At 65.1% G+C, this 22,218-nt stretch carries 21 protein-coding genes; 9 read left to right on the top strand and 12 right to left on the bottom strand.

Annotated features, from left to right (window positions below):
* Nucleotides 1-126: 126 nt before the first annotated feature.
* The 4 genes from ACXJL8_RS08785 to ACXJL8_RS08770 form a co-directional block, all read right to left on the bottom strand.
* Complete coding sequence (locus ACXJL8_RS08785; protein ID WP_456620807.1) at nucleotides 127-621, bottom strand: hypothetical protein; 495 nt, start codon at nucleotides 619-621, stop codon at nucleotides 127-129.
* Between the two features lie 97 nt (nucleotides 622-718).
* Complete coding sequence (gene rlmN, locus ACXJL8_RS08780; RefSeq protein WP_456684864.1) at nucleotides 719-1,921, bottom strand: 23S rRNA (adenine(2503)-C(2))-methyltransferase RlmN; 1,203 nt, start codon at nucleotides 1,919-1,921, stop codon at nucleotides 719-721.
* A gap of 189 nt (nucleotides 1,922-2,110) precedes the next feature.
* Nucleotides 2,111-2,746 (bottom strand): invasion associated locus B family protein, encoded by a 636-nt coding sequence (locus ACXJL8_RS08775; protein ID WP_456684863.1) that lies wholly within the window; start codon nucleotides 2,744-2,746, stop codon nucleotides 2,111-2,113.
* Nucleotides 2,747-2,862: 116 nt separating this feature from the next.
* Nucleotides 2,863-3,702 carry an SDR family oxidoreductase gene (locus tag ACXJL8_RS08770; RefSeq protein WP_456620804.1) on the bottom strand — a complete coding sequence of 280 codons (840 nt, stop codon included), beginning with the start codon at nucleotides 3,700-3,702 and terminating at the stop codon, nucleotides 2,863-2,865.
* A 197-nt stretch (nucleotides 3,703-3,899) separates the two neighbouring features.
* Here ACXJL8_RS08770 and ACXJL8_RS08765 point away from each other — a divergent pair, with 197 nt between their 5' ends.
* From ACXJL8_RS08765 to ACXJL8_RS08755, 3 genes are all read left to right on the top strand, one after another.
* A complete protein-coding gene (locus ACXJL8_RS08765; protein WP_456620803.1) occupies nucleotides 3,900-4,874 on the top strand; it encodes an NADPH:quinone oxidoreductase family protein in 975 nt (324 codons plus the stop codon).
* A 448-nt stretch (nucleotides 4,875-5,322) separates the two neighbouring features.
* Nucleotides 5,323-6,240 carry a hypothetical protein gene (locus tag ACXJL8_RS08760; RefSeq protein WP_456620802.1) on the top strand — a complete coding sequence of 306 codons (918 nt, stop codon included), beginning with the start codon at nucleotides 5,323-5,325 and terminating at the stop codon, nucleotides 6,238-6,240.
* Between the two features lie 18 nt (nucleotides 6,241-6,258).
* Nucleotides 6,259-7,419, top strand: coding sequence for a TAXI family TRAP transporter solute-binding subunit (locus ACXJL8_RS08755; RefSeq protein WP_456684862.1), 1,161 nt, complete (start codon nucleotides 6,259-6,261; stop codon nucleotides 7,417-7,419).
* Nucleotides 7,420-7,601: 182 nt separating this feature from the next.
* Here ACXJL8_RS08755 and ACXJL8_RS08750 read toward each other — a convergent pair whose 3' ends face one another.
* Together ACXJL8_RS08750 and ACXJL8_RS08745 are read right to left on the bottom strand one after the other, a co-directional pair.
* On the bottom strand, nucleotides 7,602-7,991 hold the full coding sequence (locus tag ACXJL8_RS08750) for a YkvA family protein (RefSeq protein WP_456684861.1): 390 nt from the start codon (nucleotides 7,989-7,991) through the stop codon (nucleotides 7,602-7,604).
* Nucleotides 7,992-8,081: 90 nt separating this feature from the next.
* A complete protein-coding gene (locus tag ACXJL8_RS08745) occupies nucleotides 8,082-8,384 on the bottom strand; it encodes a 4a-hydroxytetrahydrobiopterin dehydratase (RefSeq protein WP_456620799.1) in 303 nt (100 codons plus the stop codon).
* Nucleotides 8,385-8,535: 151 nt separating this feature from the next.
* Here ACXJL8_RS08745 and ACXJL8_RS08740 point away from each other — a divergent pair, with 151 nt between their 5' ends.
* A complete protein-coding gene (locus ACXJL8_RS08740; RefSeq protein ID WP_456620798.1) occupies nucleotides 8,536-9,981 on the top strand; it encodes a TAXI family TRAP transporter solute-binding subunit in 1,446 nt (481 codons plus the stop codon).
* A 173-nt stretch (nucleotides 9,982-10,154) separates the two neighbouring features.
* Nucleotides 10,155-11,696 (top strand): alkaline phosphatase D family protein, encoded by a 1,542-nt coding sequence (locus tag ACXJL8_RS08735; protein ID WP_456620797.1) that lies wholly within the window; start codon nucleotides 10,155-10,157, stop codon nucleotides 11,694-11,696.
* Nucleotides 11,697-11,702: 6 nt separating this feature from the next.
* Here the strand turns inward: ACXJL8_RS08735 and ACXJL8_RS08730 are convergent, their stop codons facing one another.
* Nucleotides 11,703-12,101 carry a response regulator gene (locus ACXJL8_RS08730; protein WP_456620796.1) on the bottom strand — a complete coding sequence of 133 codons (399 nt, stop codon included), beginning with the start codon at nucleotides 12,099-12,101 and terminating at the stop codon, nucleotides 11,703-11,705.
* A 160-nt stretch (nucleotides 12,102-12,261) separates the two neighbouring features.
* Here ACXJL8_RS08730 and ACXJL8_RS08725 point away from each other — a divergent pair, with 160 nt between their 5' ends.
* Both ACXJL8_RS08725 and typA read left to right on the top strand, forming a co-directional pair.
* Complete coding sequence (locus ACXJL8_RS08725; RefSeq protein ID WP_456684860.1) at nucleotides 12,262-13,038, top strand: Crp/Fnr family transcriptional regulator; 777 nt, start codon at nucleotides 12,262-12,264, stop codon at nucleotides 13,036-13,038.
* Between the two features lie 303 nt (nucleotides 13,039-13,341).
* Nucleotides 13,342-15,168 carry a translational GTPase TypA gene (gene typA, locus ACXJL8_RS08720; protein ID WP_135178564.1) on the top strand — a complete coding sequence of 609 codons (1,827 nt, stop codon included), beginning with the start codon at nucleotides 13,342-13,344 and terminating at the stop codon, nucleotides 15,166-15,168.
* 99 nt (nucleotides 15,169-15,267) lie between these two features.
* Here typA and ACXJL8_RS08715 read toward each other — a convergent pair whose 3' ends face one another.
* The 5 genes from ACXJL8_RS08715 to ccmA all read right to left on the bottom strand — a co-directional run bounded on the left by ACXJL8_RS08715 (nucleotide 15,268) and on the right by ccmA (nucleotide 18,435).
* Nucleotides 15,268-15,852 (bottom strand): DsbE family thiol:disulfide interchange protein, encoded by a 585-nt coding sequence (locus ACXJL8_RS08715; RefSeq protein WP_456620794.1) that lies wholly within the window; start codon nucleotides 15,850-15,852, stop codon nucleotides 15,268-15,270.
* Complete coding sequence (gene ccmD, locus ACXJL8_RS08710; protein ID WP_456620793.1) at nucleotides 15,849-16,034, bottom strand: heme exporter protein CcmD; 186 nt, start codon at nucleotides 16,032-16,034, stop codon at nucleotides 15,849-15,851. Before ccmD ends, ACXJL8_RS08715 begins: the two co-directional genes overlap by 4 nt.
* The gene (locus ACXJL8_RS08705) at nucleotides 16,031-16,822 is read right to left on the bottom strand and encodes a heme ABC transporter permease (protein WP_456620792.1); all 792 of its coding nucleotides are present in this window, start codon (nucleotides 16,820-16,822) and stop codon (nucleotides 16,031-16,033) included. Before ACXJL8_RS08705 ends, ccmD begins: the two co-directional genes overlap by 4 nt.
* A 76-nt stretch (nucleotides 16,823-16,898) precedes the next feature.
* Nucleotides 16,899-17,567 (bottom strand): heme exporter protein CcmB, encoded by a 669-nt coding sequence (ccmB, locus tag ACXJL8_RS08700; protein ID WP_456684859.1) that lies wholly within the window; start codon nucleotides 17,565-17,567, stop codon nucleotides 16,899-16,901.
* A gap of 265 nt (nucleotides 17,568-17,832) precedes the next feature.
* Entirely contained in the window at nucleotides 17,833-18,435 is a 603-nt protein-coding gene (ccmA, locus tag ACXJL8_RS08695; RefSeq protein WP_456620879.1) for a heme ABC exporter ATP-binding protein CcmA, read from the bottom strand.
* Between the two features lie 255 nt (nucleotides 18,436-18,690).
* Here ccmA and acnA point away from each other — a divergent pair, with 255 nt between their 5' ends.
* Both acnA and ACXJL8_RS08685 read left to right on the top strand, forming a co-directional pair.
* Nucleotides 18,691-21,411 carry an aconitate hydratase AcnA gene (acnA, locus tag ACXJL8_RS08690; protein WP_456620790.1) on the top strand — a complete coding sequence of 907 codons (2,721 nt, stop codon included), beginning with the start codon at nucleotides 18,691-18,693 and terminating at the stop codon, nucleotides 21,409-21,411.
* A gap of 231 nt (nucleotides 21,412-21,642) precedes the next feature.
* Nucleotides 21,643-22,218 (top strand): DUF1223 domain-containing protein (locus tag ACXJL8_RS08685; RefSeq protein ID WP_456684858.1); only part of this gene is annotated, 576 nt, incomplete at its 3' end.

Genomic DNA, 22,218 nt, shown 5'->3' with positions numbered 1-22,218 from the left:
GTTTAGCGGAGTGAGGAGAGGATGAAAACCCTTTCACCGTCATTCCGGGGCGGCTCGCAGAGCCGAACCCGGAATCTCGAGATTCCGGGTCTGGTCCTTCGGACCATCCCGGAATGACAGCGCCAGTCACCGCGCATCCGGCCTTGAATTCGACGGCAGCGGCGGAGGCGGCTTGCGGAGAGGCGGCGGCTCGCGCCAGGCGCCGGCATTGCGGCCGGCGACCAGCCAGTAGACCACACCGGCGACAATGCCGGCGCCGGTCATGATCTCCAGATGCCGCCGCACGATGCCCTCGAACTGCAAGGTATCGGAATGGAAGGGAACGAGGCCCAGATAGCAGGCCAGCCCGACAACGCCGCCGCCCGCGGCATAAGCGAGCGCGCTGCGGATGTAGAGCGCTTCGGTGATCGCGACGATCACCGCCGCCGGCACCAGCGCAAAGCCCGAGACGAAGATGAAGCCGAAGCCCAGCAGGATGTCGATCACGCCCTCATCGACAGGACCGGCGCCGAGGTCGGAGAATTCCGGAAACAGCAGCGCGCCCACGATGATCATGCCGCCGACGAAGCATGACGCGAGAAAGCCGATGAAGATCACGACGAGGCGGCTGATCAGTGCCATGACACAAACAAGCTGCTGGCCAACATCGCCGCTACGCCCACGGCCGTCATGCCCGGGACAAGCTCGGCCACGACGAAGGTGCGTTGAGCACGCATCGTCAATCCGTCATCGCCATGGCGCGCAGCGTCTGGCGTTCGCGGGCCGAGAGCTTTTCGGTCTCCGATTTGAGCTGGCCGCAGGCGGCGAGGATGTCGCGGCCGCGCGGGGTGCGCACCGGCGAGGAATAGCCGGCGTTGAAGATGTATTCGGAGAACTTTTCGATCTGGTCCCAGTCCGAGCACTCATAGGCGGTGCCGGGCCACGGATTGAACGGAATCAGGTTGATCTTGGCGTGAATGCCCTTGAGCAGCTTTACCAGCAGCTTTGCGTCATCGAGCGAATCGTTGACGCCCTTCAGCATCACATATTCGAAGGTGATGCGGCGCGCGTTCGACGCGCCGGGATAATCGCGGCAGGCCTGCAGCAGCTCCTTGATCGGATATTTGCGGTTGAGCGGCACCAGCTCGTTGCGCAACTCGTCGCGCACCGCATGCAGGGAGATCGCGAGCATGACGCCGATCTCCTCGCCGGCGCGGACGATGTTCGGCACCACGCCCGAGGTCGACAGCGTGATGCGGCGGCGGGAGATGCCGATGCCCTCATTGTCGCCGACGATCAGCAGCGCATCGCGCACCGCGTCGAAATTGTAGAGCGGCTCGCCCATGCCCATCATCACGATGTTGGTGACGCGACGCGTGCCGTCCTCGCGATCGGCCCAGTCGTTCAGGCGATCGCGCGCCACCATCACCTGTCCGACGATCTCGCCGGCGGTGAGATTGCGCACCAGGCGTTGCGTGCCGGTGTGGCAGAACGAGCAGTTCAGCGTGCAGCCGACCTGCGAGGAGACGCAGAGCGTGCCGCGATCGGTTTCGGGAATATAGACGCACTCGACCTCATGCGCCTTCTCGACATTGTCGCCGCTCGGCAGCCGCAGCAGCCATTTGCGGGTGCCGTCGTTGGAGATCTGCTCGGCCACGACCTCGGGCCGGTCGACGGTGAAATGCTGCGCGAGATCGGTGCGAATGCCCTTCGAGATCGATGTCATCTCGTCGAAATTCCGGGCGCCGCGGAAGTAGATCCAGTGCCACAATTGCTGCACGCGCATCTTGCGCTGGGCAGCAGCCACGCCGATCTCGCCGAGGCGATCGGCGAGATCTGCGCGCGACAGGCCGATGAGCGACGGCTTGGYCGGCGGCACATAGATTTCGAGCGGAGTTTTCTCCACCAGTGTTGCGTTGTGCGGCTCGGCAGTCGGTTGCATCAATAGGCCTAATTGCTTGGTCGTTCCGGGGCGATGCGCAGCATCGAACCCGGAACCTCGAGATTCCGGGTCTGGTCCTTCGGACCATCCCGGAATGACGGAAAACTTGGAACCGCCCCTATATAGCAACCGGAACACCCGATTGCGACCGTGGCTGTTGCCTAGGCTTAAAGGCTTAAGCCTGCAGGCTCAACGCCTGCAATCCTGCGAGATCCGGTCGAGCGCCTGGGCGAGACCCTTCAGCGAAAACGTGTCGGTGGTCTCCGTCCCCTTGGCCGAGACGCCCTTGACCACGAGATCGGCGGATTTGCGCATGGCCTCGACCATCCGCTCCTCCTCGGCCGCGTTCTTGATCCAGAGGYCGTCGCCCTGCGTGTACATGGCGTAGGCGGCGCCGCCGACCTCGGCCGATGATTCCGAGCCCGGCTTCAGGGCGTAGCCGATCATGACCGAGACTTCGTTGTTCACCTTTTCCGACGGCCGGGTCGAGACGAAGGCGTAGGCGGGGTCGCGCGGCCGGTTCGGCGGGTTGGTTTTCGACGATGATGGCTTGGCCAGCGCGAAGCAGACTTTCTTGCCATTGGGGGTCGCCGAATAGGCGCCCCAGGTGCCGAACTGGCCGATCAGGGTCGGCTCCGCGCCGCCCGCAACCGCCGCGGGAGCGGCCACCGGTTTGCTCTCGGGCTTGGCCGCCGCCTTCGCGGCCGGAGCGGCTGGCTTTGCCGCCGGCTTCGGCGCCGGTTGCGCTGTCTGCGCCCGCGCGAGATCGGCGATCCCGCACGTCATCATGCCGATCATCAAAACTAAAGATAGCACCCGCCACATGCTGAAGTGGTTCCCTCAATATTGTGACTGGAAGATGGCCCGGCCGCGTTTTGTCCCCGGCGAGGAATAACCGGGAAAGTCCAATTTGGGAAGGCAGTTAGCGGAAGTGGAGGCGTCTAGGCTTTGGATCGCGCGGCGCGCTGGTCGGCCCATTGCGCTTCGGTCCAGCCGAGCAGGTCCTCGGCCCCGGAACTGCGCAAATGCGCGCCGCCGTCGATCACCACCATCTCACCATTGATGTAGCCGGCGCGGTCCGAAACCAGGAAGCTGGCGAGATCGGCGAGTTCCCCGTGCTCACCGGTGCGCTGAAGCGGATTACGCGCGGTCCAGCCTTCATCGCGGCCTTCGGGGCGGAGTTGCCCGGAGGCGCCGGCGGTCGGGAATGGGCCCGGCGCGATCGCGACGGTGCGGATGCCTTTCGGGCCCCACTCCACCGCAAGACTTTTGGTCATCGCCAGCACCGCCGACTTCGCCATCGCCGAGGGAACGGTGAAGGCGCGGCCGGTGATGGTCGAGGTCGAGAGGATCGAGAGCACGACGCCGCCGTGCTGGCCCTCGATCCAGCGCTTGCCGGCCGCAAGCGTGCAGTACATCGCACCATGCAGCGTCGGCGCGAGAATCGCGTCCGCTGCGCGGAACGACAGATGCTCGCTCTGCGCGATGAAGGTCGCGGCGGCGTTGTTGACGAGGATATCGAGCGGCGCCTCGCGCCAGATCGCGTCCATCATGCTCTCGACGGCGGCGCCCTCGCGGATGTCGCAAGCGATCGTGGTGACCTTGCCGCCGGTCTCTTCGCGCATCTCCGTGGCGGTTGCTTCCAGCCGATCGAGCTTGCGGCCGCAGATCACGAGCTCGGCGCCAAGCGAGAGGAAGCGCCGCCCCATCGCGGCGCCGAGGCCCGAGCCGCCGCCGGTGACGAGGATGCGCTTGTTCCTGAGCAGGCTCGTTTCAAACATCGTTTGAATCCTCTCGTCGCAATTCGCGTTGTTGCGCGGAGGATAACATCGTCATTGCGAGCGTAGCGAAGCAATCCAGTGTTCGCGCCACGGAATTAGCTGGGGCTCTCTTATGCAGAAACCGGATTGTGGCCTGTGCCTAAATCCGGCAAAACCAGCCAAACTATAACTCTGCCTCGAAACGCTCAGGTGCCGCCATGAAAGCCATCCTCTGTTCGCAATATTGTCAGCCCGACGACCTCGTGCTCGCGGACGTGCCTGATCCGGTGGCAGGGCCCGGCGAGGCGGTGATCGCGATCAAGGCGGCCGCGCTGAACTTCTTCGACATCCTGATGATCCAGGGCAAATACCAGATCAAGCCGCCGTTCCCGTTCTCGCCGGCCGCCGAAGTCGCGGGTGTGATCGAGAGTATCGGCCCCGGCGTCACCGATCTGAAGGTCGGCGACCGCGTCGTCGCCTCCTGCGGCCACAACGGTGCGCGCGAGAAGATCGCGCTGCCGGCAGCATCGATCGTGAATATCCCCGACAATCTCGACTATGATCGCGCCGCCGGCATCATCATCATCTACGGCACCGCGCTGCATGCGCTGGAAGACCGCGCGAGCCCGAAGCCGGGCGAGACGCTCGCCGTGCTCGGTGCGGCCGGCGGCACGGGCCTCGCCGCTTGCGAACTCGGCAAGCTGATGGGTCTGAAGGTGATCGCCTGCGCCTCGTCGGACGAGAAGCTCGAATTCGCCAAAGCCCATGGCGCGGAGCTCACGCTGAACTACGGCAAGGACGATTTGAAGGAAGGGCTGCGCAAGCTCACCGGCGGCAAGGGCGTCGACATCATCTTCGATCCCGTCGGTGGCGCGTATGCCGAGCAGGCGCTGCGCTCGATCGCCTGGGAAGGCCGCTTCCTGGTGATCGGCTTTGCCGCCGGCGACATCCCGAAAATGCCGCTGAACCTCGCGCTGCTGAAAGGCTGCGACATCCGCGGCGTGTTCTGGGGCGCCTGGACCCGGCTCAATCCGGCGAAGAACCGCGCCAATCTCGAAAAGCTCGTGAAGTGGACGGCGGAAGGAAAAATCTCCTCGCACGTCGATCGTACCTTCCCGCTGGCGCAAACGGCGGACGCGCTGAAGGTGCTCGCGGGGCGTCAGGCCATGGGCAAGGTGATCTTGCATCCGTGAGGATGCGCCGGCCGTCAGCGCACGCGAAATTCAAGACCGCCAAAACTTCTTCTCCGGGTCGTCCTGGCGAAAGCCAGGACCCATACCGCGGAACCTATCGATTGTGCTTGGTCGCTGTACCAAACAACGAGTCTTCGCMAAACTATGGCCTGGGGTAATGGGTCCTGGCTTTCGCCAGGACGACGTTGCGGATGCATTGTTGCGCCGCCTCATCCGCGCTGCAGCATGGTAGAACGTCCTCAACCATCATCGTCGAAATTGTGGTGCATTCCCCCGCCTCGCCGCAATCAAACCCAAATCTCTCCCGATTCGCGCAAACGGCGGTCGTTTTTTGGGCTGATTCAAACGGCGATTTACCGGCTCCAGTTTGCGGGGAACTTCTGGACAATAACAAAAAGACTGAAGCCGGGATTGCCCCTGCGTTGCGTCAGTTATGGGGAGCATCACCATGGAGACGACGGGGTACCGTCCGTCCAGGGAATCGAGGGCGTTCGATTCCGATCAAGCTGCATCACATCCGCCCGTCGCGTCCTATATCCGTGCGCGCGCCGCACGGGTCGATCTGTCACCGGACGATCCAATTCCACTGTTCCTGTCCGATCCGCTCGGTGCGCCGGACCCAGGCGAATTCACGCCGCCGGAGTTGCGCCCCCGGGTCAGAACCGTCCCGCGCGTTCTGGCGGGCGTTCTCGCAGCCGTTCTGGTGGCATCCACCCTGGCCATTCTGGCCGCGCTGTTTCAGTCCGACCTTCGCGGCATCTTCGCCGCCGATGCCGGTGGCTTGGCGGGCGTCGTGCTCGACCAGGCCATAGCATCGACCAACATGGCGCCGGCCAACGCGCCGGCGGTACCGCAGACCCCGGGCAAGGATCCGGCGCGCGTGACCGGCACAAGGCTGGCGAGCGCTGACGCGCAGGATCTCCGTGCACCGTCGACGCCGAGCCGCGAAGCGATCGCGAGCGCCTATCAGACCGCGCTGCAGGCCCAAGGACCTGTACAAGGACCTGTACAAGCACCCGTGCAGGCGCCCGTGCCTGTCGCGGCGCAGCCTCCGCCCCCTCCGCCCGCCAAGACGCTCGAGAAGACACTCGACGCCGACACGCTGGCCGGGCTGATGGCGCGCGCGAAGAGCCTGCTCACGGTCGGCGATATCGTTGCGGCGCGCCTGCTGCTCGAACGCGCAGCCAATGCACGGGATGCGACGGCCGCCCATCTGCTGGCGCAGACCTATGACCCGGCCGTATTGGGCACCAGCGACGCGCGGCGCATCGCCGCCGACGTGACCGCCGCGCGCGACTGGTATCAAAAGGCCGCGGCACTCGGATCGGCGGAGGCGCGCCAGCGCCTCGCCCAGTTTCAGAACTAGAACGCTTCAGAGGACATCATGCGTAACGCTTTGAAAATGGCGCTTGCCGCCGTCATGACGATCTGTGYCTTCGCGGCCCGCGCCGACCAGACCGAATACGATCCGGCCAAGGTCTCGGACGGCCTGAAGGCCATCTTCCAGTTCGGCTCGACCTCGACCAAGCAGTCGCTGAACGCCAACACCGTCACGCTGATCACCGGCACGATCGGCGGCACCTATGTGCAATTCGGCGCCGACCTCGCCTCCGTGCTCGACGACGGCAACAAGATCCGCGTGCTGCCGATCGTCGGCCGCGGCTCGGTGCAGAGCGTCGCCGACATCCTGTTCCTGCAAGGCGTCGATCTCGGCGTCGTGCGGGCCGATACGCTCGACTATCTTGAACGCAAGGGTTTTGCCAAGGACATCAAGCGGCAGTTCACCTATGTGACCAAGCTCTACAACGAAGAGATGCAGGTGATCGCGCCGAAATCGGTCGCGACATTGAAAGATCTCGAAGGCAAGACGGTGAGCGTGGACCTGCCGAACGGCGGCACCTTCGTCACCGCCCTCACCGTGTTCGAACGGCTCGGGATCAAGGCGAAATTCGTCTATGTCGAGCAGCGTATCGCGATGGAGAAGCTGAAGGCCGGCGAGATCGACGCCGTCATCGTGGTCGGCGGCAAGCCGTACAAGTCGGTCTCGACCTTCGGCAATGACGGCCGCTTCCATCTTGCGAAGGTCGACTATGCCAAGCCGCTCCAGAGCGACTACCTGCCGGCGACGCTGACGCCGAAGGACTATCCGAACCTGATCAAGGACGGCGAGAGCGTGGACACGATCGCGGTGCCCGCGGTGCTTGCGGCCTACAACTGGGCGCCGAACACCGAGCGCTATCGCAAGCTCGCGCTGTTCGTGGACGCGTTCTTCACGAAATTCCCCGCGCTGCAGAACCCGCCCTTCCATCCCAAGTGGAAGGAGGTCTCGCTCGCGGCGCCCCTGTCCGGCTGGAACAGGTTGCCGGTGGCGCAGCAATGGCTCGACAAGCACGGCGTCGAGCCGGTGACGCAGCAGCGCTTCGAGGCGTTCCTGAAGCAGAACGCCGCGGGCGCGAAAGTGTCCGACGCGGACAAGGAAACGCTGTTCAGGCAATTCCAGGCCTGGGACGCGGAGAAGGCGCGGGCGCAGGCGGAGAAGAAGTAGCGAGCAGCCATCCACACGCTCGCTGTCATCGCCCGGTTTGACCGGGCGATCCAGTACTCCATGACGCCAGTGATTGAATCGAGAGGCCGCGGCGTACTGGATTCCCCGCCGGAGCCTGTCATCGGGCTCGCCGAAGGCGAGACCCGGTGGCGGGGAATGACAGCGGAGTGTGTGACGCCACGCTACTGCGCGGCTTCGGCTTCCGCCTCATCCACGCCGCGCTTCAGCGCGGTGCGGGCGGCTTCGCGGTGCTCGGTCGTGATGTGGCTGRCAACCATGCGAATGGCGGTGGCGAGCACGGCGGCGTCGTCGGTGAAGCCGAGGATCGGCATCACGTCGGGAACGAAATCGAACGGCAGGATGAAATAGGCGATGGCACCGAGCAGCGACGCCTGGACGTGGCGCGGCGTCTGCCTGTCGAAGGCGCAGTAATAGGCGGCGAGCAGATCTTCCGCGAACGGCAGTTGCGCGGCGACACGCTTCAGCTTGCGCCAGAAGCGGCGTCGCACGCTCTCGCGATCTTCCGCCAGCCGATCGGCCGGCTCGAAGCCGACACTGTGTTCGGCGGCCATGCTTCCAAACTCCCGGTTCAGCCCGGCGCGGCGGAACGCCGCATCCGGTGCTGATCACAAGATGGGGATGCGGCCCCTGCCTGCAAGATGTCAGCCCGGTGTAAGCTTGGCGATGGCGTTCATCGCCTTGGCGAGCTCGATGTCGAGCGCCGTGACGCCGCCRGCGTCATGGGTCGAAAGCACCACCTCGACGGTCTTGTAGACATTGCGCCATTCGGGGTGGTGATCCATCTTCTCGGCGACCAGCGCGGCGCGGGTCATGAAGCCGAAGGCCTCGTTGAAATCCTTGAAGACAAAGGTCTTCCCGATGGCGTCGCGGCCCGAAACCTCGGTCCAGCCCGGTATTCCGCCCAGCGCCTGCTTGCGCGCCTCCATCGTCAGCCGTTCTGCCATGATCGTCTCCGTGCTTCAGGGGAACTTTACCCTAACACCGTGCTTACGCCCGGGTTCATGCGGGATTTGCCCCATCCGCTAACCATGACGGAGATGTAACCCCGCCGGACAAGAAATTTGCTACAATTGCGGGCGTAAATCGCCGGCCAAGATGAAACTGAGCCTCAAGCGCCTGTTTGGGAGATCGATGACCGGGGGATTGGACCTGGCCGAAGCGCCCACTCCGCCTTCGCCGCGATCCGCGGCGCGGAAGACCGCGCTCGTGACTCTCGCGCTCGTGCTCGCGATCGTCGGCGCGCTTGTCGGCGGCTACTACTTTGCCATGCGGCCGGTGATGCTGAAGATCGCGGTCGGCCCCGCCAACAGCGATGACGTCAAGGTCGTGCAGGCGCTGGCCCAGGCCTTCGCACAGAACAAGAGCTATGTGCGGCTGCGTCCGGTCCAGACCGACGGCGCCACCGCCAGCGCCGAGGCTCTCGCAGAGGGCAAGGCCGATCTCGCCATCGTGCGCGGCGATCTCGACGTGCCGAAGAATGCGCAAGCGGTTGCGACCCTGCGCAAGAACGTCGTGGTGCTGTGGTCCGTCCCCGGCAAGGGTAAGAAGAAGGGCGCGAAGATCACCAAGATCGCGCAGCTCGCCGGCCATCGCGTCGGCGTGGTCGGCCGCACGCAGGCCAACGTCAACCTGCTCAAGGTGATCCTCCAGCAATACGGCGTCGATCCCGCCAAGGTCGAGATCATACAATTCCCGGCCAATGAGGCCGCCGAGGCAATCAAGGCCCAGAAGGTCGATGCCTATCTCGCGGCCGGCCCCGTCAACAGCAAGATCACGTCGGATGCGATCGCCGCTTCCGCCAAGGATTTCGGCACGCCAACGTTCCTCGCCATCGATTCGGCGGATGCGATCGCGCAGAACCATCCCGTCTATGAAGCGTCTGAGATCCCCGCGGGCACGTATGGCGGCTCGCCCGACCGTCCCGACGACGAGGTCAAGACGATCAGCTTCTCCCATCACATCGTGGCACGCAAAGGCCTGTCGGAGACCACCGTCGCGGCGTTCACGCGGCAGCTCTTCGCCGTGCGCCAGCAGCTGGTGACGGAATTCCCGCTCGCCGCCAAGATCGAAACGCCCGATACCGACAAGGATGCCGTGATCCCCGTGCATCCGGGTGCCGCCGCCTTCGTCGACGGCGAGGAAAAGACCTTCCTCGACAAATACAGCGACTACATCTGGTGGAGCCTGATGGGGCTCTCGGCCATGGGCTCGATCGGCGCGTGGTTCGCGGGCTATCTGAAGAAGGACGAGCGCGACAACAACAGCCATCTGCGCGAGCGGCTTTTCGACATGATCGCGGCGGCACGCAAGAGCGAGACGACCGAAGAGCTCGACCAGATGCAGACCGAGGCCGACGAGATCCTGCGCGACACGCTGCGCTGCTACGATCACGGCGCCATCGAGGAAGGTGCACTCACCGCCTTCAACATCGTGCTCGACCAGTTCCACGTCGCGGTCGCCGACCGCAAGGCGGTGCTGTTCAGCATGCCGCAGAACCTGCAGCGCGCCGGTGCGCAATTCAGGGCCGCCGGCAACGCCTGAGCGCTTGCGCGCGTAATCGCTGCGTCACATTGTCACAATATAGCTTCGACCGTCATTCCGGGGCGATGCGTCAGCATCGAACCCGGAATCTCGAAATTTCGGATCTGGTCCCTCAGACCATCCCGGAATGATGGCGCAAGATGCGCGCAAGACAGCCAACTAGCGAACCCGCCATGAAGATCAAAGTCTCCCGCCGCCGCTTCCTCACCACCAGCGCCGGTGCGCTCGGCGCGATCGCGATGCCTCATCTCTCGCGCGCGGCCGACCGGCCGGCCGTCACCCATGGCGTGCAGTCCGGCGACGTCACCGTCGACGGCGGCGTGGTCTGGGCGCGCGCCGACCGGCCCGCGCAGATGCTGGTCGAGGTGGCGACGACGGAATCGTTCAAGGGCGCGCGGGCGCTGCCGCCGATCGCGGCGCTGCCGGAAAGCGACTTCACCGCAAAGATGCTGCTCGAGAATCTTCCCAGTGGCCAGGACATCTTCTACCGCGTCCGCTTCCGCGATCTCTCGCATACCGCGATCGAGGGCGAGCCCGTGACCGGCCGCTTCCGCACCGCGCCGGCCGACCGCGGCGACGTCAGCTTCGTCTGGGGCGGCGATGTCGCGGGACAAGGCTGGGGCATCAATCCCGACGACGGCGGCATGTTCACCTTCTCGGCGATGCGCAAGCACCGTCCGGATTTCTTCCTGCATTCCGGCGACACGATCTATGCCGACGGCCCGATTGCATCCGAGGTGAAACTCCCCGACGGCAAGATCTGGAAGAACGTCACGATCCCGGAGAAGGCCAAGGTCGCCGAGACGCTCGACGAGTACCGCGCCGCGCACAAATACAATCTCACCGACGACAATCTCCGCGCCTTCAATGCCGAGGTGCCGATCTTCGTGCAGTGGGACGATCACGAGGTGACCAACAACTGGTCGCTGTCGAAGGAGCTGCCGGCGTCCTACAAGGTGCGCGACATCACGCTGCTCGCGGCCCGCGCGGGCCGCGCGTTTCACGAGATGTATCCGATGCGCGAAAGCATCGTCGAGTCCGGCCGGGTCTATCGCCAGATCTCCCACGGCCCGCATCTCGACGTGTTCGTGCTCGACGAACGCAGCTATCGCGGCCCGAACGGCGCCAATCTGGAAACCGAATACGGCCCCGGCAGCTACTTCCTCGGTCCGGACCAGATCGCGTGGCTCAAGCGCGGCCTGCTCAATTCGCGCGCGACCTGGAAGGTGATCGCCTCCGACATGCCGCTCAGCTTGATCGTATCAGACACGCCGAAAGGCGGCTCGGAAGCTATTGCGCAAGGCGACGGGCCGGTGCGAGGCCGCGAATTCGAGATCGCCGACATCCTGCGCTTCATCAAGATGGCGCCGATCAGCAACACGGTGTGGCTGACGGCGGACGTGCACTACGCCGCCGCGCATTACTACGACCCGAACAAGGCACAGTTCCAGGACTTCGAGCCGTTCTGGGAATTCGTGTCGGGTCCGCTGCACGCGGGCACTTTCGGTCCGAACGCGCTCGACAACACCTTTGGGCCGGAGGTGCGCTTCGTCAAGGCGCCGGGGAAAGACAACCAGAACCTGCCGCCCTCCGCCGGCATGCAGTTCTTCGGTCACGTCAAGATCGACGGCGCCTCGGGCCAGATGACCGTGACCCTGCGCGACCGCGCCGACGTTGCGCTGTGGTCGACCACGCTCGATCCCAGGCTCGCTTGAGCGGCATCAGCCGCCGCGCGACCGTAGCGCGGCCTCGAGCGCGTCGCTCGAGCATGGCTTTTGCAGACGCGGCCGGTTGACGAATTCGGGCGCGATCCGTGTCTCGGCGCCGTAGCCGGTGACGAAGACGAAGGGAATTTGCAGCGCCGCCAGCCGTTCGGCGACCGCAAAGCTTTTCTCGCGACTGAGCTCGACGTCGAGCAGCGCGAAGTCGGGTGCGCGTGCTGTGATCGCGGCCAGCGCCTGCGCCACCGAGCCCACCGTGCGCACGCTCTTCACACCAAATCCGAGCAGGCGATCCTCGAAGTCGATCGCGATGATCGGATCGTCCTCGACGATCAGGACGTCGGCAGGGCAATCGGAGCCGTCGGGTAAAGCGGGGGCCATGATCTCGTTTTGAAGCATGAGGGTTTTCCGGTCGGGACAGCCGCGCCGCGATGCCTGCGCCCAGCGCGGAGGGTTCCCGGAACGAAACCCACCACATCGCCGTTCTCCAGTCTGTCCACTTGTGCACACAGGGTCTGGACGGAACTCGCTAATGTGGGGGGCGGATGAGGAGTTCACGATGGACGTGCGTACCAGCAAGGCCACCGAGGTCGACAGCCGGCCGGCCAACAATCTGCTGCGGCGCTTGAGCCAGGCGGACTACGCGCTGCTTGCGCCCCACGTCATGGTCGAAAACACCGCGGCGAACGAACTGCTCTACAATCCCGGCGACAACGTCCAGGTGGTCCACTTTCCCTGCGGGCCTGCGCTTGCGACCTTTCTCGTTCCCAACGAGGACGGCCGCGACGTCGAGAYCATCCTGGTCGGCCGCGAAGGCGCGGTGGGCGGCATCGTCAGCGAGGGATTCTTGCCGGCCTATACCCGCATCTGCGTGAAGTTCGGCGGGCCGTTCGCGCGCATTCACGTCGGCAAGCTGGAAGCGGCCAAGCAGCGTTCGGTCTCGTTAAGGCACGTTTTCGTGCGTTATGCCGATTGCATGCTGGCGCAGATCTTCCAGTCGACCGCCTGCAACGCCATCCACTCGATCGAGCAGCGCACAGCCAAATGGATTTTGGCGGCGATGGAGCGGACCGGTGACGAGAGCAGCGTGCCGCTGACGCATGAGCAGCTCGCGACATTGCTCGGCGTCGGCCGCAGTTATGCGAGCCGCGTGCTGCAATCGTTCAAGGCGGAGGGCGTCCTCGAAACGCGGCGCGGCTCGATCCTGGTCCGCAACCGCGACGGCCTGCGGCAACGCGCCTGCCTCTGCAATGACGCCGTGAAGATGCACTTCGAGGAGGTATTGCGGGGGGTCTATCCGACCGAGGACGCGGACCTCAGCTCGGCGCAAGGCTGATCTGGCGGTCATTTTGCAGCCCGGCCGGGGGCGGCGCCCCCGATAAGCCCTGGATCGGCCCTAAGCCCCGGGAATTCCCGGACAAAATTCAGTCAACCAACCGCGAAAGAACGCATTGTTTTTTGGCGGTTTTTGCTTATATTGCGCCGCAAACGCGTAGGGTGCCCGGTCGATATGGCCGGGCTTCCTTTTTGGGCGTAGCAGGCCCCGTTTTCCACGTTTCCAGCGTTGTCTGTGAAGAGGTCCCGGCTTGACCGGCGAGATCGCGCTTAACCCATTGTCCGACCGCAAAGAAGCTCACTCATGAATCTCCGCAACGTCGCCATCATCGCCCACGTCGACCACGGCAAGACGACCCTGGTCGACAAACTCCTCCAGCAGTCCGGCACGTTCCGCGAGAACCAGAAGGTGACCGATCGCGCCATGGACTCCAACGACCTGGAGCGTGAGCGCGGCATCACCATTCTGGCCAAGGCGGCCTCGGTGCAGTGGAAGGACACCCGCGTCAACATCGTCGACACCCCCGGCCACGCCGATTTCGGCGGCGAGGTCGAGCGCATCCTCAACATGGTGGACGGCGCGCTGGTGCTGGTCGACGCCGCCGAAGGCCCGCTGCCGCAGACCAAGTTCGTGGTCTCGAAGGCGCTCAAGGTCGGCCTCAAGCCGATCGTCGTCATCAACAAGGTCGACCGCCCCGACGCGCGCCCGACCGAAGTCATCAACGAGGTGTTCGACCTGTTCGCGGCGCTCGATGCCAGCGAGGAGCAGCTCGACTTCCCGATCCTCTACGGGTCGGCCAAGCAGGGCTGGATGGCCGAGAGCCCCGAGGGTCCGCAGGACAAGGGCATGGAGCCGCTGTTCGACCTGATCCTGCGCCACGTCGCGCCGCCCACGGTCGAGGAGGGCCCGTTCCGGATGATCGGCACCATCCTGGAGGCCAACCCCTATCTCGGCCGCATCATCACCGGCCGCATCTCCTCCGGCGTGCTCAAGCCGAACCAGCAGGTCAAGGTGCTGCATGCCGACGGCAAGCTGGTCGAGACCGGGCGTATCACCAAGATTCTCGCGTTCCGCGGTCTCGAGCGCACGCCGCTCGAGGAAGCCGAAGCCGGTGACATCGTCGCCATCGCGGGCCTGACCAAGGGTACGGTCGCCGACACCTTCTGCGATCCGAGCGTCGAGGTGCCGCTGCCGGCACAGCCGATCGACCCGCCGACCGTGTCGATGTCGTTCATCGTCAACAACTCCCCGCTCGCCGGCACTGAAGGCGACAAGGTGACGAGCCGCATGATCCGCGACCGTCTGCTGCGCGAAGCCGAAGGCAACGTCGCGCTGCGCGTCGTCGAAGCCGCCGACAAGGACGCGATGGAAGTCTCGGGCCGCGGCGAATTGCAGCTCGCGATCCTGATCGAGACCATGCGCCGCGAGGGCTTCGAGCTCTCGGTGTCGCGCCCGCGCGTCGTGTACCAGAAGGACGAAGCCACCGGCGCCGCCATGGAGCCGATCGAGGAAGTCGTGATCGACGTCGACGAGGAGCATTCCGGCGTCGTCGTGCAGAAGATGAGCGAGCGCAAGTCCGAGCTGGTCGAGATGAAGCCGTCCGGCGGCAACCGCCTGCGCCTGGTGTTCTACGCGCCGACCCGCGGCCTGATCGGCTATCAGGGCGAACTGCTCACCGACACCCGCGGCACCGCGATCATGAACCGCCTGTTCCACGGCTACGCGCCGTACAAGGGCGAGATCCAGGGCCGCCGCAACGGCGTGCTGATCTCCAACGACCAGGGCGAGGCCGTGGCCTACGCCATGTTCAAGCTGGAGGATCGCGGCCCGATGATGATCGAGCCGGGCTGGAAGGTCTACAAGGGCATGATCGTCGGCGAGCACACCCGCGACAACGATCTCGAGATCAACGTGCTCAAGGGCAAGCAGCTCACCAACATCCGCACCACCTCGAAGGACGAAGCGGTGCGCCTGACCCCGCCGATCCGCATGACCCTGGAAAAGGCGCTGGCCTATATCGAGGACGACGAGCTCGTCGAGGTCACGCCGAAGTCGATCCGCCTGCGCAAGAAGCACCTCGACCCGAACGAGCGCAAGCGCGCGGAGAAGTCCAAGGAAGCCGTGGCGTAAGCCGCGCCGTCAACATGGTCATGCCCCTGGCTTTGCGGGGCATGACCGAAACAGGCGGGTGCACGATTGGCCTCGCCATGACGAGGCTGACGAGCTTTTCTACTTCAAGGCCTTGTCCAGCTGCGGCAGCAGCACCGTTCGCAAATTATCCGGCGTGATCGGCCCCACCAGCTTGTAGACGATGGTGCCGTCGCGTCCGACCACGAACGTCTCGGGCACGCCGTACACTCCCCACTCGATCGAGGCGCGGCCATTGGCGTCGGTGCCGACGCGGCCGAACGGATTGCCGTAGCGGCCGAGGAAGCGCCGCGCGTTGTCCGCTGCATCCTTGTAGTTGATGCCGATGATCTGGAAGCGCTTGTCTTTGGCCAGTTCGGTCAGGAGCGGCGCCTCGTCGTGACAGGGCACGCACCAGGACGCCCAGACATTGACCAGGCTGACCTTGCCCATGAACGCCGCCGGATCGAGGCCCGGCACCTGCGCGCCGTTGTCCTGCAATCCATCGAGCGGCGGCAGCATGGTCTGCGGCGCCGGCCGGCCGATCAGCGCGGAGGGGATGCGCGAGGGATCGCCGCTGCCGAGCCGGAACCAGAACAGCAGCGCAAGGACGATGAAGGCGATCAGCGGCAGCACCATCAGGAAGGTGCGTCGCTGCGGCGTCGCGGGGGTCGATTGATCGCTCATGACATATCCGTCGCGCTGCGGCCCGAGCGGCGGGTGATGCCGCTGCGATCGAGCTCGCGCAGGCGCCGGGTCTGGCTGCGGTGGTCGAGCACGATCCAGCCGATCAGGATCGCCACCACGATGGCCACGGCGGCATAGGACGACACGATGAAGGACGCGTAGGGGCCGAGTGACATCATCATGCGGCCCCAGCTTCCTTCGACGCGCCGTCGTCACGCGAGCCGGCGCCCATTTCGCTCGAAAACGCGATGCGGCTCGCCTGCATCATCTGAAGCGAGCGGACACGGCGGCGCAGGATCTCGTTGCGCATCGCCGCCAGATGCAGCGTGACGAACAGCAGCGTGAACGCGATCGCCATCACGAGAAGTGGGATAAGAAAAGAACGGTCGAGCGAGGAGCCGCCCATGCGCATCACCGAGGCCGGCTGGTGCAGCGTGTTCCACCAGTCGACCGAGAACTTGATGATGGGCAGGTTGATCGCGCCGACCAGGGTCAGCACCGCCGCGGCGCGCGCCGCGCGCGAGGGATCGTCGACCGCGCGCCACAGCGCCATCAGGCCGAGATACATCAGGAACAGGATCAGCACCGAGGTCAGCCGCGCATCCCATTCCCAATAGGTGCCCCACATCGGCCGGCCCCACAGCGATCCCGTGAGCAGCGCGAGGAAGGTGAAGGCGGCGCCGATCGGTGCGGCCGCTTTCGCGGCGACGTCGGCGAGCGGATGCCGCCACACCAGCGTGCCGAGCGAGGCGATGCTCATCACGCCCCACACGAACATCGACAGCCAGGCATTGGGCACGTGGATGAACATGATCTTCACGGTCGCGCCCTGCTGATAGTCGTCGGGCGCGGTGGCGGACTGATAGAGGCCAATGGCGAGCAGGACGATTGTCGCGGCCGCAAGCCACGGCAACAGCCGCGCTGTCAGCGCAAGGAACCGCGTCGGATTGGCGAGATCGGTCAGCGTCATGGTATCCTGATAATCACCGGTGACTGCTCACGCAATCAGCACGAAAGGGCGCAGCGAAAATTGATCGGGGTCAAGCTCAATCAAGGCCGTGCCTCAGGCTTGCCGCCGCCGCGAAGGGACCGACCACGAGGCTGACCAGCGACAGCGCGCAGAGGATCGAGAACGGCGCGCCAAATGACAACGGTCCTGTGATTGCGGCTTGCGAAGCTGCAACGCCGAAGATCAGCACGGGAATTGACAGCGGCAGCACCAGAACCGCCATCAACAGCCCGCCGCGATGCAGCGTCACCGCCAGCGCGGCGCCGATCATGCCGGTGAAGGTCAGGGCCGGGGTGCCCGCGAGCAGCGTCAGCGCCACCGCGCCGGTTGCGACCATGTCCAGGTTGAGCAGCAGGCCCAGCACCGGTGTTGCGACGATCAGCGGCAGGCCCGCAGCCAGCCAATGCGCCAGCGCCTTGGCGGCACAGGCCAGTTCCAACGGCGTCCGGCTCATCGTGATCAGGTCGAGCGAGCCGTCCTCATGGTCGGCCATGAACAGCCGGTCCAGCGTGAGCAGGCTCGCCAGCAGCGCGCCCAGCCACAGGATCGCCGGCCCCAGCCGCGCCAGCAGYGCCAGGTCCGGGCCGAMCGCGAACGGCATCAGCACCACGACGGTCAGGAAGAACAGCACGCCAATGAGCGCCCCGCCGCCGACGCGGACCGCGATCCGGATGTCCCGGCGAATGAGGGCGGCGAGGGCGGTCATGGGGGGCTCCCATCAAGCCCCAAGGGCGGTGCGCTCCCTCCCCCGCTTGCGGGGGAGGGTTGGGGAGAGGGTGTCTCGACAAAGAAGACTCCCCCAGAGGAAAGAACCCTCACCCGGCGCTGCGCGCCGACCTCTCCCGCAAGCGGGAGAGGCGAGGGAGCCCGGAGCGCCCCCTCCCCTGCGTCCGCCTTCGCCCAGGCTTCAGCGGGGGAGGGAACGGATGGTGCGGGGCCCGGCCGCTTGGAAAGCTGAGGGTCGTGCCGTCTCATGCCGCACCCCCGATCCGCAGCTCGCGCGCCTCGATCCCCAGCGGCGCGTGGGTGGCGGCGATGATCAGGCCACCGCTGGCGAGGTGGTCGCGCATCAGGCCGCCGAACATGTCCTGGCCGGCGACGTCCAGCGCCGTGGTCGGCTCGTCCAGCAGCCAGACCGGGCGGCGGACCGTGAGCAGGCGGGCCAGCGACAGCCGGCGGCGCTGGCCGGCCGACAGGAAGGCGGCGGGCAGATGGGCGGCGTGGTCGAGGCCAACGGCGGCGAGGCTGTCGGCCGCGTCAAACCGCTCTCCGCCCAGGAAATCAGCCCAGAATGACACATTTTCCGCCACGCTCAGCGCCGGCTTCAGGGCGTCGCGATGGCCGAGATAGTGGCACTGCTCGGCAAGCGTCAGCTCGCCGTCGCCCCCCGCCAGCGCAATCGTTCCGCCGGCCGGAATGAGCAGCCCCGCGATCAGCCGCAGCAGCGACGTCTTGCCCGATCCGTTGCGGCCCACGACCGCCACCGCTTCGCCGGACGTTGCCTCGAAATCGAGCCCGGCAAAGACCTTGCGGCCGCCGCGTACGCAGATGACGCCGCTGCCGGAGAGCCGCATCTCGCCGCGCGTCGAAGCCCTCAACGGAGCCACCAGGAGAACCCTAAGTAAATCTTGGGGTAGCGCATCAGAATTTTTGGCTCGCGAATTGCTGCGGTACGATTGTGGCTGTGGCGGCGCGGTTAGAAAGCTTCTATAAGCCCGGAACTACTTGATGCAGCAACTCAACCTGCCCCTGCAAGCGACCCAGCCGGACTCGCTGACGGTGTTAAAATACCCCTTGCCGGGTATAACTAACAATTGGGATTTCCTTTCATGACCTCGCTCGACAGCTTCAAATGCAAAAAGACCCTCAAGGTCGGCGCCAAGACCTATGTGTATTACAGCCTGCCCACGGCGGAAAAGAACGGTCTGAAGGGAATTTCCAAGCTTCCCTATTCGATGAAGGTCCTGCTCGAGAACCTGCTGCGCAACGAGGACGGCCGCTCGGTCAAGAAGGCGGACATCGTCGCGGTGTCCAAATGGCTGCGCAAGAAGTCGCTCGAGCATGAGATCGCGTTCCGTCCCGCCCGCGTCCTGATGCAGGACTTCACCGGCGTGCCCGCGGTGGTCGATCTCGCCGCGATGCGCAACGCCATGCAGAAGCTCGGCGGCGATGCCGAGAAGATCAATCCGCTGGTGCCGGTCGATCTCGTCATCGACCACTCCGTGATCGTGAACTTCTTCGGCGACAACAAGGCCTTCGCCAAGAACGTCACCGAGGAATACAAGCAGAACCAGGAGCGCTACGAGTTCCTGAAGTGGGGTCAGGCGGCGTTCTCGAACTTCTCCGTCGTGCCGCCCGGCACCGGCATCTGCCACCAGGTCAATCTCGAATATCTCTCCCAGACGGTCTGGACCAAAAAGGAGAAGATGACGGTCGGCAAGAAGACCGGCACCTTCGAGGTCGCCTATCCCGACTCGCTGGTCGGCACCGACTCCCACACCACCATGGTCAACGGTCTCGCCGTGCTCGGCTGGGGCGTCGGCGGCATCGAGGCGGAAGCCTGCATGCTCGGTCAGCCGCTGTCGATGCTGCTGCCCAACGTCGTCGGCTTCAAGCTGAAGGGCGCCATGAAGGAAGGCGTTACCGCGACCGACCTCGTGCTGACCGTGACGCAGATGCTGCGCAAGCTCGGCGTGGTCGGCAAGTTCGTCGAGTTCTTCGGCCCCGGCCTCGACAATCTCTCGGTCGCCGACAAGGCGACGATCGCCAACATGGCGCCTGAATATGGCGCGACCTGCGGCTTCTTCCCGGTCGACGCGGCCGCGATCGACTATCTGAAGACGTCGGGGCGCGCCGCGCCGCGCGTCGCGCTGGTGCAGGCTTATGCGAAGGCGCAGGGCCTGTTCCGCACCGCCAAGTCGGCGGATCCGGTGTTTACCGAGACGCTGACGCTCGACCTCGGCGACGTCGTGCCCTCGATGGCCGGCCCGAAGCGTCCCGAAGGCCGCGTCGCGCTGCCCGCGGTCGCGGAAGGCTTTTCGCTCGCGCTCAGCACCGAGTACAAGAAGGCCGGCGAGCCGACCAAGCGCTTTGCCGTCGATGGCAAGAACTTCGACATCGGCCATGGCGACGTCGTGATCGCYGCCATCACCTCCTGCACCAACACCTCGAATCCGAGCGTGCTGATCGGCGCCGGTCTGCTGGCCCGCAACGCGGCCGCCAAGGGCCTCAAGGCCAAACCGTGGGTGAAGACCTCGCTCGCCCCGGGCAGCCAGGTGGTCGCGGCCTATCTCGCCGATTCCGGTCTCCAGGCCGATCTCGACAAGGTCGGCTTCAACCTGGTCGGCTTCGGCTGCACCACCTGCATCGGCAATTCCGGCCCGCTGCCCGAAGAGATCTCGAAGTCGATCAACGACAACGGCGTCGTCGCCGCGGCCGTGCTCTCCGGTAACCGCAACTTCGAAGGCCGTGTCTCGCCGGACGTGCAGGCGAACTATCTGGCCTCGCCGCCGCTGGTCGTGGCCCACGCGCTCGCGGGATCCGTCACCAAGAACCTCGCGGTCGAGCCGCTCGGCGAAGGCAAGGACGGCAAGCCGGTCTACCTGAAGGACATCTGGCCGACGACCAAGGAGATCAACGCCTTCATGAAGAAGTTCGTGACCGCGTCGATCTTCAAGAAGAAGTATGCCGACGTGTTCAAGGGCGACACCAACTGGCGCAAGATCAAGACCGTCGAGAGCGAGACCTATCGCTGGAACATGAGCTCGACCTACGTGCAGAACCCGCCCTATTTCGACGGCATGAAGAAGGAGCCGGAGCCGGTCACCGACATCGTCGAGGCGCGCATCCTCGCCATGTTCGGCGACAAGATCACCACCGACCACATCTCGCCGGCCGGCTCGATCAAGCTCACCTCGCCCGCGGGCAAATATCTCAGCGAGCACCAGGTGCGTCCCGCCGACTTCAACCAGTACGGCACGCGGCGCGGCAACCATGAAGTGATGATGCGCGGCACCTTCGCCAACATCCGCATCAAGAACTTCATGCTCAAGGGCGCCGACGGCAACATTCCCGAAGGCGGTCTCACCAAGCACTGGCCCGACGGCGAGCAGATGTCGATCTACGACGCCGCGATGAAGTACCAGCAGGAGAGCGTGCCGCTGGTGGTGTTCGCCGGCGCCGAATACGGCAACGGCTCGTCGCGCGACTGGGCCGCCAAGGGCACGCGCCTGCTCGGCGTGCGCGCCGTGATCTGCCAGAGCTTCGAGCGCATCCATCGCTCCAACCTGGTCGGCATGGGCGTGCTGCCGCTGACTTTCGAGGAAGGCACCTCCTGGTCGTCGCTTGGTCTCAAGGGCGACGAGAAGGTCACGCTGCGCGGTCTGGTCGGCGATCTGAAGCCGCGTCAGAAGCTGACCGCGGAGATCGTCTCCGGCGACGGTTCGCTGCAGCGCGTCTCGCTGCTCTGCCGCATCGATACGCTGGACGAGCTCGATTACTACCGCAACGGCGGCATCCTGCACTATGTGCTGCGCAAACTCGCGGCGTAAGCGCGGATTTGTGAACGGTGGCTCACCGCGAAGTGAGTAGAAGGTTAAACGAAGGCGGCCTATCACAAGGCCGCCTTCGCGCGTTTGCGGCAGGCTTCAGACGGCCCGCCCGGCGGAAAACTTCGCCTTGACGGTTGCTTGGACGGCTGAATGTGCGGCGCCCGTAAGACTACGGTGACCATCCGGCGGTAAGATTTCCCCTTTCACGAGCAATGGTGTGTGGCGTTCGACATGACAGCAATGACGGCTTCTCATCTGGTTTCGCGCTGGTCCGGTGCACTGTGGTCGGGAGCACTTGGCATCTGTGCGATCGTCGCCGTCATCCGTCCCGCCGAGGCTGACCCTCGCGCCGTGGTYGAGCTCTTCACCTCGCAGGGCTGCTCGTCCTGTCCGCCCGCCGACAAGATCATCGGCGACCTCTCCAGCGATCCCTCGATCATCGCGCTGAGCATGCCGATCGATTATTGGGACTATCTCGGCTGGAAGGACACGCTGGCGGATTCGCGCTTCTCTGCACGGCAGCGGGCCTATTCGCGCATGCGCGGCGACCGTGAGGTCTATACGCCGCAGGTCGTGGTCAACGGCTCCACGCATGTCATCGGCAGCGACCGCGCCGGCATCGAGAGCGCGATCGGCAAGACCGACAAGGGCGCCGGCGTGATGAGCGTGCCTGTGACGATGTCGCTTGCGGGCAAGCAGATCAACGTCTCGGTGGCCGCGAGCAAGGAGCCAACGGTCGCGCACGGCGAGGTCTGGATCTGCTCGGTCGCCAAGTCGGTGCCGATCTCGATCGCCAAGGGCGAGAAT

The organism is Bradyrhizobium sp. P5_C11_2, assembly GCF_054049755.1.
The sequence above is the reverse complement of the archived record's forward strand: the minus strand, read 5'-3'. Positions and strand labels throughout refer to the sequence as shown.